Consider the following 10,301-nt stretch of genomic DNA (forward strand, 5'->3'; position numbering starts at 1 on the left):
AGCTGGCGGGAGTTCTCTCCATAGGGCATAGACCCTGTTTGAAAGCTTTGCTGGCACTTGGTGTATGAATAGGTGGGACGAAGGAAGTTGGGACACGATCCCTTTAGACACGGAAGGTTCACCATCATAGTTGATCAAAGGGAAAATAGCCTTTATAGAGCAAACAAAGGGATGCTTTATTAGTGCTACCTTCAATCAGCTATTCAGTATATGATATATGACTATTCATCACCTCTGGCTCCTGTTAAAGAGGTATATCAACAAACAAAAAGCTCATAAATACTGAAATTTGAGCTTGAAATTATAGGAAGGAGTATGCTTATGAAAAAGAATATCCGTACCGTTTTATTTGGAGAGCTTGTACTTTTCATCGTTGTATTTCTTATCAGTACCCTCGGAACCAGCTTTGGTTTTTCTGCTGTCGCATGGTTTCTTGATGTGCCTTCGCTGATTCTTGTTTTACTTATTCTGATTCCCGGGCTCATTATCATGGGTGAGTGGAAAGATTTTTTGAATTCATTCTCAGTAGGGATAAAAGATTACAGACTTCTTGAACTAAAAAATATTATAGAAGCCGTAGGCGCTGCCCAGAAGCTTACTGTATTTGGAGCTCTTTTTGCCATCATAACTTCAGCAATAATTCTTATGGGACATTTATCTGAGCCAGAAACGTTTGGACCAAGCCTTGCTGTCTGCTTCCTTTCAGGTTTTTATGCAGTAATAATCGAGTTTTTTCTTCTGCCGCTTAAGTTAAATGCCGAGCGTAAGATGAATGAAGAGATGGACATGGAAGATGAATGATCCCGGAATTACAAAGGAGCAGTATCTTAATATAGCTCGTAAATTCGGATTTACGAAAAGAGAGCTTGAACTCGGATACCTTAAAGTGTCGGGGTTTTCAAATCATAGAATTGCTTATATGCTCGGAATTTCTGAGCAGACGGTAAAAAATCATTTCACTCACATTTATGAAAAGGCGTGGGTTCCCGGAAGAAAGGAATTCCAAGAGCTGTTTACACAGGATGGATAGTGATTATGAAGAGATCAGATAAAAGAGCTATCAAAATAATTTTAATTGCAAACGTCATCCTGATAGTTGCTGCTATTTGCGGGAGAATACTGAGCAGATTCGTTTATGAAGACCATCTTGATGAGCCTTTGATCACAGTTGATGATACCGAGATTACCTTAAGAGAATTTGGATATTACATATATGAAGTAGAAGAGTTTGTGCAGAACCAGGCTCTTTTGTATGATCCGGAGAATCCAAAGCACTGGTGGAATACCCACTTTTCAGCCGGCATGGATTCTCAGTTTGTCTGTGATTACGCCAAGAAGGTGGCAGTTAACACTTGTATATCAGATGAGATTTATTATAAAAGAGCTCTTTCTGAAGGAGTTGTATTAAGTAGCGCGGAAGAAAAACAAGCAATGGTCGAAGCAAAGATGATCTTAAGCAGCATGACCGGGAATCAGCTTGCAAGAACAGGGTTGGATGAAAGCATCCTCACTAATATGCGGATAAAACATGCTCTTGCAGTAAAATATGCCAAATTTCTTGTAAATACCTGTGATTTAACAGGATATTCCGAAGAGCCAGAAAAGCTTCTAAACTGGGACGGCGTGTATTATCAAGAAAAGATTCTACCGGAACATACAGTAAAGACTAATGATAAGGTTCTGGATAAAATAACGTTGGGAAAAATAACAGTGAATTATGAGTAATTCTATTTGAATGTGTTAGAATTATTTCATGAAAAGTTGCAACTTATGCGCAGGTTGCAGAAGAAGCCGGGGATAGAAAGATGGCAAGAGCTGTAGGAAATGCTCTTCACAAAAACCCTGACCCCAGCACAATTCCCTGTCATCGTGTAGTAAACTCAAAAGGCGAACTTGTCGGCAACTATGCATTTGGCGGAGCCTGGAAGCAGGGAGAAATCCTGCTCTCTGAAGGCGTCGAAGTCAAAGATGGAGTTGTTGATTTACATAAATATCAATGGCGCAATAAATAATAAAGCCCCTGACCTTTGCGGGGCTCTTTTATAAGAGAAAGAGCTCGACAACTTCCGGTTGACAAGATAATTTATATTGCACTTTATACTTGAAATAACTAACATTGTTAGTATAATATTAACTAACAATGTTAGTTATTTTTGATTGGGAGATGTTATGCCAAGAACAGGATTATCGAAAGAAGAAATTGTGAAAAAAGCAGCAGAACTAGCCAATGAAAAAGGTCTATCGTACTTGTCGGTTACTACACTGTCAGAATATTTAGGAATCAGGAAGCCGTCATTGTACAACCACATGAAGACCATAGAAGATATGCACAGAAGTCTTATGATATATGGTTGGCAAACTGTATCGGAAGACGTTGTCAGAGGAATTGATTCTTCAGATGAAAAAGCAAATCTATTTGAGTACGGAAAAAAATTCTATAAGTTTGCAATAGAGAATCCTGGCGTATTTGAAGCTATGCTCTGGTATAACAAATACTCAGATGATGCGCTGCTTTCTGCCACAGAAGGATTATATTCTTTTTTCTTCAAGCAGACAGATGGCTTAGGGATAGATCGTGAGATCGCTAATCACTTGCTTCGAACATACAGATCTTTCCTTGAAGGTTTTATTATGCTTCAGATTCATAATTCTTTTGGAAATCCAATATCATTGGAAGAGAGCTTTGAGATATCACTGAATGTGATGATATCCGGGATGGATGGGTATAGAAATAGGAGGGGTAATAAAAAATGATTGAGTTCAGAAATGCTGAGGTGGCTGATGCAGAGTTGGTGAGGGATAGGATGATAAAAGAAATATTTGGAAAAGTAAAAATATATAGGCTCCATTCGCGTGTTGATAACCGTGGATCTCTGGAATATGTTTTTGATGAAAACACTGCCTGTTTCAATGCTCGGGAGACAAGAATCTATAGCATGCCCAAAGAAGGAACTTTTTTTGGAATTCACTACAGAGAAGAGAGTAGCCCAATGACGAAGTTTGTGACAGTCATAAAAGGCAAAGGTATGGATTACGTTATTGATTTGAGAAAAGACTCATCAACCTATCTTCAATGGGAGTCATTTGAACTGTCAGAAGAAAATGCACTGGCAGTACTGATTCCTGCAGGTTTTGGGCATGCTTTTATTTCATTGAAAAATGATACGATACAGCTTTATGCTGTGGACAGAAGTGGCAACGATGCTTATTCAAAACATATTAATTACATGGATTCCAAAATCGGTCTTAAACTGCCCGTACCCATTTCCGAAATCTCGGATTATGATTTAAGCGCTCCTTTTGTTTCAGAAAGGGGAGTTGTAGGAGAGTGATATGTTAATAGAAACTGATAGATTGATAATCAGAGATATAGCACTGACGGACGGAGAGACGTTCATTCATATGGCTTCTGATGGGAGCCTTAATGATATAGGCTTTGACAAAGATTCTAGTTCCTGGATGGATGACTGGATTATAGAAGCGCAAAATCTGGCGCGAGAGGACAATCCTCGAAAATCTTATCTTGCTTATGTGATTGAAGATAAAAGAACAGGCTCGACTATCGGATCTGTCGGATGTTCATATTATGAGGATTTGCAGAAAGTGGGCATTACTTATTTTATCGGAGCAGATTTTCGAAATAATGGATACGCTTCAGAAGCAACAAAGGCGTATATTTCTTATTTCTTCGAGCATTATGATGAAAATGAGATAATTGCCACTATACGTGAGGATAATGTCCCATCTTGGAAAACGATAGAAAGTGTAGGCTTTTCATTTACAGAGAAAAAAATGTACAAAGATCTCAACGATGCGAACGAAGTACTATATCGATTTTATTTGGCAAAAAGAAACGGAAGTATCAAATAATGTGTGAAGAGCGTAAGAGAAAAATGGATATTCATATTCAACTTGCAGATATGAAAAATATTGATAGCTGCATAGATATTTTGCAAAAATCTGATTTGGGAAAGGCTTATTTTAGCGATCATGAAAAGGCAACTAATATGCTTACATATGCAGTGGGACAAAAAAACGTATATGTAGCACTGGATGAAAATGAGAAATGTTTAGGATTTATTTACTACATGACAAATGGCGTTTTTGGAAGCTGCCCTTATCTTCATATTGTTGCAGTAAAGGAAGAATACAGGAGTTATGGTATCGGTAGACAGCTGATGAAGTATTTTGAAGATAATGCTTCTGATTCTCCTTCAGCAAAATACTTTTTGACTGTAGATGATTTTAACCCGAGAGCAAAGAAATTATATGAAAATCTGGGATATAAGTGTGTTGGAGAACTAACTGATTTTTATAAAAATGGGATTAACTGCTATCTGATGATGAAAAGAAGAGGGTAAAGATATGAGCCTACAATTTGTAAAAGCAAGCACTTCGGATTCTTTGACACTTAATGGAATATCTAAAAGAGCCTTTGATAGCGATGTTCAGGTTGGAGCACCTTCAGCTGGTGGGCCACCTGGATATATGTCTGTTTCTTATCACACAAAGATGGCCAGAACAAATCACTTGTATAAGCTAACGGACAATGGACTAATTGTTGGCGGTGCGATTCTATTTTTGGAAAAAGACAAGTTAAACATCGGAAGGATCTTTGTAAGCCCGGAGCATTATCGCAAAGGCTATGGTGTCTACATGATGCAGGAAATTGAGACAATGTTTTCAGATGTAAAGGAATTTGTATTAGATACGCCCATTTGGAATGTCAGAACAAACGCCTTTTATACCAAGCTGGGATATGTGGAAGTGAGTCGGGATAATGAATTCATTTATTATATTAAGAAATGTGAGTGATGAAAGGGGAATTATCATTTGATAAAAATCGAATTATTATCAGAGACAAATTTCTGTTTAGAATCATTAGATTCATATAACAGAAAACAGAATGTAAATAAAGTATATCGAAGAATAGACGGAGAATATGCATTAGTAGAATGCAAATATACCGAAGATTGGGACTTAAGCCAAAAGCGTTCTGTGGCAAAGCAAATAAGCAGTGATGATTATATTACATACATCGCATTAGAAAATGATACAGTTGTTGGCTTTATTGGGCTATTAAAGAAGCTAAACGGTCCTTACATGATTCTTGATATGATGCAGGCATCTTCTGAATACAGAGGCCAAGGTGTTGGCACACGAGGTGATTTTTATGATAAGAAAAATGAAAGAGGAAGATTTGCAACAGTGTGGAGTGATATATGCTAAGGCGTTTCCTATAGAATATTGGGGGATTGATTGGAACCCTGATAATGCAAAGGAATACTTATTGGATTATTACGAGCAGAAAAAATTTGTAGGATATGTGTATGAAGAAGATGGCGTGGTAATTGGATGTATATTTGCATTATGTAAGATATCAGGAAGTAAAAAAGAAATATATATTAACGAAATGGCAGTTTTACCTGAAAGACAGGGCCAAGGTATTGGTAGGCAATTACTGAAGACGCTATTAGATTATAGTAAGGAAGCAGGATATGCCGGGGTTGTCCTTTACACCAGTGAATATGCACCTGCTTCCAAATTCTATGAAAATAATGGTTTTAAACTGTCACAAGGAACTATTTGTATGTATTATGCGTAAGTACCAGTTTGTCTAGGGGGAGTTTTTGTGATTCAAGTTGCCACCAGTTGTACACAGTAGCCCTGAGCTTTCTACCATACGCAGCAGGTAAACAGCAACTTATCCTGTAAATGCCCAAAACAAGGCATTTAGGACAGTGAGAAAGTTCTCAAAGAGATGATTATATAAAATTGAAAATCTGGGTTTTCCTTTTATCTATATTCTGGAAGTTGGGAAGGAATTTCGGAAGATAATTAAGTGAAATACAGGTCTTTATCAGTGTAAGATAAGACCTGTTTTTTGTTTTGTGATATTTTTGTTCTAGGATGTTCCAAAGAGTTAAGTGAAAAGGAGCGTGTGGTATAAGAAAATCCTGGGATGAGTAGATTGCTGGGAAAATAATAATAAAGGAGATTCTAAATGAAAAAGCCTTTATCTCTGGATAGCAAAATGATAGAGAGTCAGAATATATCCTATTGCATATTTGGCGAGGGAGATATTGATCTGGTTATTGAAATGGGGCTTGGCGCAGTTGCCGGTGAGTGGTGGCACATTGCAGAGCATCTTTCAGAACAATTTACCGTTCTTTTGTATGAGCGCGGAAGAAATATTATCAAGGCGCGCTCGCCGAAAAATATTGCCGAAGAATTACATACTTTGTTAATGGAACTACCCTGTAAAAGTAAGATTATTATTTTGGCACATTCACAGGGTGGTCTGTATGCGCAGCAATTTGCCAGATTGTATCCCAATATGATTCGTGGCATAGTGTTTGTAGATCCTTTATCTGCAAATGACAATACATATAAAACAGTATTTACTACAACTGATGAGCAGAAAAAGAGTGGGTTTAATAAATCAGAAAACTTTGTAATCATGCGGAGAATGGCTTCTTGGCATTTGGGATTTGTAATTAAACTCATTATGAAAAAAGCACCACCATTTTATTACTATGATCAATTTACACCGGAAGCAAAGAAATACATTTTAGATGAATTAACAAAGGTAGAACTTCATGATGCCGCCTTAGAGGAATATCGCCTGGCACATGAGGAAAAGGAGATCTGTCAATTAAAAGAAAGAGGGAACTTTCCGCAGATTCCTATCGTACTTATAACCCATGGAAGTGAATTTGAAATAAAAGAAATAATGGAATTTGGACAAACCACAAAAGAATTTGCAGAAAAAGTTGAAGAGCTGTGGCAGTCTTTGATGCAGGAATACCTTACTTTTTCAGAAAAATCGATCTTGTTAAGAGCAGATAATAGTGGACATTATATTCATTTGACTGATTTTGAAGTAATAATGAAGGCATTACAAGATCAAAAAGGTGCGAATAAGTTGTTGGTCATAAAGGAAAACGATTGATCGGAGTTTGTCATGCCATACATTACGCAGTTACAGAAAATGTCAGATACAGACAGTAACCGCGTAGTAAGGATACATTGCTTAGGTGCGATTAAAGCAACTAATAGATGACTTAAAATAATAATTAAGACGGATAATGTGAGGTGTTGATATGGATTATATTCATACGGTGCAATACTACGAAACGGATAAGATGGGAATCACACATCATTCCAACTACATCAGGTGGATGGAAGAGGCGAGAGTAGATTTTCTTTCGCAAATTGGATGGAATTATGCCAGACTTGAAGACATGGGAATTATCTCTCCGGTTCTTAACGTGACCTGTGATTATAAGAAGACGACGACTTTTTCGGATCAGGTATCCATAAGCGTTTCCGTAAAGGAGTTTAAGGGTGTTAAGCTTCATCTTGCTTATGAAATGAGAGATAAGGAAGGCAATGTCGTCTGCAATGGCACATCATCACATGCATTTCTAGATTCGGAAGGTAAACCGGTAAGAATGAAAAAGGAGTATCCCGAGTTATTTGATACTCTTTCAAACCTTGTCATTAAAATGCACTGAAAAACAGGCCTATATCCGTGTATGTCATAGATCCGTTTGCGAAGGCCGGGGAAAAATAGACTACCTGATCGTACTTAAGGAATGCCGTGGCAAAGGGTACGGAGATATGCTTATGAATTGGGCAATGGACCAATTCAAACAACGTGGTGTGGATCAAATAGAAATAAAGGTTGCAGACGGGAATAATGCAATAAAGTTTTATGAGAAATATGGATTCAAAATGAATGCGCATATATTAAGGATGATGTGATGGACAAAACTAATGATCAGATGAAGGGCATATTCTTTATTATATTTGCGACGATCGGGTTTTCATTTATGAGCTTTTTCATAAAGCTTGCAGGAGACCTTCCGACAATGCAAAAGGCTTTTTTCAGAAATGCCTTTGCTCTCATCATCGCATTTATGGGTGCGCTTCTTATCATAAGACCTACTCCGGGTAATATGGAACTCGTGCCGGCTTTGATCGGACTATACGGTGGTTTTGGGGCAGGCACGGCATATGCTTTCGTCAGAAAAGCAACCGGTAAGGGCGCCGCAACACCTGTCATTGTTATATGTTTTTCTCTGTTTTCGTGTATGCTGACATTGCCTTTTATGATCACGAATTATAAACCAATGTCCAACATGCAGTTGCTCACGCTTATCGCTGCCGGGCTCTCTGCCGCTGTAGGTCAGTTTTCAATAACCACCGCGTATAAATATGCTCCGGCCAAGAAACTTTCGGTATTTGATTATTTACAGGTAATCTTTGCAGCTTTATGGGGAATCCTGTTCCTTCACGAGATTCCAACGCTGTTAAGCATTATCGGATATGTGGTAATAATAGGAGTGGCTGTTATAAGGTGGCATATGACATTGCAAGGATCTGAGGGAGACTGAAAATGAAATCGGTATTGAAAATGGATTATAAAAGAGCTGGCAAATTCAAGTTTGAAAGAAGAAAAGATATGAGCGAATATATTTATGTTAATTTGAGAGAAAAGCAGGAATTAAGGGAAGAAGCAGCAAATTGGTTTCATGAAAAATGGGGAGTACCAACTGAAGCATATCAGGAATGCATTGATGCGTATATTGCTGGGGAAACAGAATATGGATGGGAGTTCTTCTGCATGGCACAGGGAGACGGAGAGCCAGAGCCTACAAGGCTTTACGTCCATAGATAATGGGAAACTGTCCGTGGCAAAAGTGACCGGTCCTTACATGATTCTTGATATGATGTTGCCCTTCCAAGGGAAATGGGAATGTTATCATATCCCCATGAAACCAAAGTTTCCAGGTGGATATGACATCATTATGGCTAACAATAGATTAGGAATAATGGCGCCATCTGATGTGGACAGCGACATTGCAGAGCAGATAGAGCAATTGGAAAATCAGGAGATGTGGGAGTCTTGCAATAGGGCCATAGAAGAAGCTCTTACCAGATTTGAAAATCAGGGAATAGAGCTAAAGGTGCAAGAATATCTTTTCACAATTCTTCTGGCAAATCCCCAGAATGCTTATACAATCATGAATGAAGGATATTGTGGTGACGGAGGAATCCCTGGATATATTATGGGATGGCTCGTTCCTTCAAAAGAGACAATCAAAAGACTTCCAGCTGCCCTTACACATGAGACTAATCATAATATCAGATACCAGTACATTAAGTGGACTAATGATGTAAATCTTGGTGAGATGATTGTGAGTGAAGGATTAGCAGAGAACTTCGCCACAACAGTCTTTGGTGAAGAACTTCTTGGACCATGGGTCACCAAGACAGACATGGAGCTAATGCCCCTTATAAAAGAAATTATCTACGATGGTCTCGAAGTAACTGGTTTTGACAATATCACATCATATCTTTACGGCGATGAAATGGCTAGGATTCAGCATTTCCCGGAAGTTGGGCTTCCGTATTGTGCAGGATATGCTACAGGCTATTATTTGATATAGTACTATTTAGAAAAGACAGGGGTTCCTATAGAAAAGGCAACGATAATTCCGGCGACTGAGATTTTGAATGAAGTAAAGGAATTTTGGAAATGAAAAAGCTACAGAGTTTTATTAATGATCATTTTTATAAGTGTTCTAATGAAATGCTTTTTGGACTTGGCAAGATGTATGATGGTGGGGCGATTTTACCAATAATATCAATATGATGGGTGGTGAAGGAACTGCTGAATTTTTGAGTTGTCAGTTAAAGAATATTGGATATGAATGGGATGACACTAACCCTCGTATCCAATTAGAGCCCAGGGGCGAGCGAGGCTATATGGAGCTGGTTCCTGTCAAAAAACTCAGTTGATTCAAAAAATCGTAAGATAATTAAGTGAAATTTGGGTCGTTATCTGTGTAGATGACGGCCTTTTTTGTATTGTGTGATAGGCTTGTTTATACGGATGATACGAATCGTGTCATGCATGTTACCAAGCGTTTCTTTAGTAAGCGCTCATTGTAGCCCCGTAGTTACGGGGTTATATTTTTGCCCTAAAATAGTCTTAGGCAGGATGAACCTGGCTGTGACTTGTGCAACCGTTGCTTTGTGATTCTATTTCGTTATAGTAGAGCAAACGGCTCTCCATCCCGCCTAACATAGTATAGTAAACGAATCGCTATCGCCATGGAGGAGAAAAGACAATGCCGAAACCACTAATGAGTGATGAAGAATGGTTCAACTTCCTGAAGGAATGCCGTAGCAGCGGAATGTCCGATAAAGACTGGTGCATAATGCATGGCATACATCCTTCTACACTGTACAAGGTCATTAAACGACTTCGTCAAAAAGCATGTAACATACCT

General features: G+C 38.3%; 18 protein-coding genes and 1 pseudogene. All 19 read left to right on the top strand.

The window, feature by feature from the left end:
• The first annotated feature begins 321 nt into the window (after positions 1 to 321).
• Positions 322 to 801 carry a hypothetical protein gene (locus tag G608_RS0117430; RefSeq protein ID WP_026652444.1) on the top strand — a complete coding sequence of 160 codons (480 nt, stop codon included), beginning with the start codon at positions 322 to 324 and terminating at the stop codon, positions 799 to 801.
• Positions 773 to 1,030 carry a helix-turn-helix transcriptional regulator gene (locus tag G608_RS21720; protein ID WP_079484333.1) on the top strand — a complete coding sequence of 86 codons (258 nt, stop codon included), beginning with the start codon at positions 773 to 775 and terminating at the stop codon, positions 1,028 to 1,030. Before G608_RS0117430 ends, G608_RS21720 begins: the two co-directional genes overlap by 29 nt.
• 5 nt (positions 1,031 to 1,035) lie before the next feature.
• On the top strand, positions 1,036 to 1,725 hold the full coding sequence (locus G608_RS0117440) for a hypothetical protein (protein WP_026497070.1): 690 nt from the start codon (positions 1,036 to 1,038) through the stop codon (positions 1,723 to 1,725).
• A gap of 35 nt (positions 1,726 to 1,760) precedes the next feature.
• Positions 1,761 to 2,012: pseudogene (locus G608_RS21725) on the top strand (MGMT family protein); the annotation flags it as partial.
• A 157-nt stretch (positions 2,013 to 2,169) separates the two neighbouring features.
• Positions 2,170 to 2,754, top strand: coding sequence for a TetR/AcrR family transcriptional regulator (locus G608_RS21730; RefSeq protein ID WP_035796120.1), 585 nt, complete (start codon positions 2,170 to 2,172; stop codon positions 2,752 to 2,754).
• Positions 2,751 to 3,332: a dTDP-4-dehydrorhamnose 3,5-epimerase family protein gene (locus tag G608_RS21735; RefSeq protein ID WP_051209487.1), complete on the top strand. Its 582-nt coding sequence runs from the start codon at positions 2,751 to 2,753 to the stop codon at positions 3,330 to 3,332. The genes G608_RS21730 and G608_RS21735 overlap by 4 nt, the downstream gene beginning before the upstream one ends.
• A 1-nt stretch (position 3,333) precedes the next feature.
• Positions 3,334 to 3,870, top strand: coding sequence for a GNAT family N-acetyltransferase (locus G608_RS22690; RefSeq protein ID WP_026497072.1), 537 nt, complete (start codon positions 3,334 to 3,336; stop codon positions 3,868 to 3,870).
• A gap of 50 nt (positions 3,871 to 3,920) precedes the next feature.
• Complete coding sequence (locus tag G608_RS0117465; protein ID WP_196810236.1) at positions 3,921 to 4,361, top strand: GNAT family N-acetyltransferase; 441 nt, start codon at positions 3,921 to 3,923, stop codon at positions 4,359 to 4,361.
• A 4-nt stretch (positions 4,362 to 4,365) separates the two neighbouring features.
• Positions 4,366 to 4,815 carry a GNAT family N-acetyltransferase gene (locus G608_RS0117470; protein ID WP_026497074.1) on the top strand — a complete coding sequence of 150 codons (450 nt, stop codon included), beginning with the start codon at positions 4,366 to 4,368 and terminating at the stop codon, positions 4,813 to 4,815.
• A gap of 18 nt (positions 4,816 to 4,833) precedes the next feature.
• Positions 4,834 to 5,229 carry a GNAT family N-acetyltransferase gene (locus G608_RS21745; protein WP_081677494.1) on the top strand — a complete coding sequence of 132 codons (396 nt, stop codon included), beginning with the start codon at positions 4,834 to 4,836 and terminating at the stop codon, positions 5,227 to 5,229.
• Positions 5,174 to 5,605: a GNAT family N-acetyltransferase gene (locus G608_RS0117480; protein WP_026497075.1), complete on the top strand. Its 432-nt coding sequence runs from the start codon at positions 5,174 to 5,176 to the stop codon at positions 5,603 to 5,605. The genes G608_RS21745 and G608_RS0117480 overlap by 56 nt, the downstream gene beginning before the upstream one ends.
• Before the next feature lie 399 nt (positions 5,606 to 6,004).
• The gene (locus G608_RS0117485; protein WP_026497076.1) at positions 6,005 to 6,952 is read left to right on the top strand and encodes an alpha/beta fold hydrolase; all 948 of its coding nucleotides are present in this window, start codon (positions 6,005 to 6,007) and stop codon (positions 6,950 to 6,952) included.
• Positions 6,953 to 7,103: 151 nt separating this feature from the next.
• Positions 7,104 to 7,517 carry an acyl-CoA thioesterase gene (locus G608_RS0117490; protein WP_026497077.1) on the top strand — a complete coding sequence of 138 codons (414 nt, stop codon included), beginning with the start codon at positions 7,104 to 7,106 and terminating at the stop codon, positions 7,515 to 7,517.
• Positions 7,498 to 7,767: a GNAT family N-acetyltransferase gene (locus G608_RS23040; RefSeq protein WP_196810237.1), complete on the top strand. Its 270-nt coding sequence runs from the start codon at positions 7,498 to 7,500 to the stop codon at positions 7,765 to 7,767. The genes G608_RS0117490 and G608_RS23040 overlap by 20 nt, the downstream gene beginning before the upstream one ends.
• Positions 7,767 to 8,399 (top strand): DMT family transporter, encoded by a 633-nt coding sequence (locus G608_RS0117500; protein ID WP_026497078.1) that lies wholly within the window; start codon positions 7,767 to 7,769, stop codon positions 8,397 to 8,399. Before G608_RS23040 ends, G608_RS0117500 begins: the two co-directional genes overlap by 1 nt.
• 2 nt (positions 8,400 to 8,401) lie before the next feature.
• Entirely contained in the window at positions 8,402 to 8,683 is a 282-nt protein-coding gene (locus G608_RS0117505) for a hypothetical protein (RefSeq protein ID WP_026497079.1), read from the top strand.
• Between the two features lie 130 nt (positions 8,684 to 8,813).
• Entirely contained in the window at positions 8,814 to 9,455 is a 642-nt protein-coding gene (locus tag G608_RS21755; RefSeq protein ID WP_196810238.1) for a DUF2268 domain-containing protein, read from the top strand.
• 89 nt (positions 9,456 to 9,544) lie between these two features.
• Positions 9,545 to 9,661 (top strand): TipAS antibiotic-recognition domain-containing protein, encoded by a 117-nt coding sequence (locus G608_RS24625; protein WP_442852235.1) that lies wholly within the window; start codon positions 9,545 to 9,547, stop codon positions 9,659 to 9,661.
• Between the two features lie 493 nt (positions 9,662 to 10,154).
• Positions 10,155 to 10,301 (top strand): IS66 family insertion sequence element accessory protein TnpA (gene tnpA / locus G608_RS24630; protein ID WP_442852236.1); only part of this gene is annotated, 147 nt, incomplete at its 3' end.

Source organism: Butyrivibrio sp. WCD3002, assembly GCF_000424265.1.
In the GTDB taxonomy this organism is placed as follows: domain Bacteria; phylum Bacillota; class Clostridia; order Lachnospirales; family Lachnospiraceae; genus Butyrivibrio.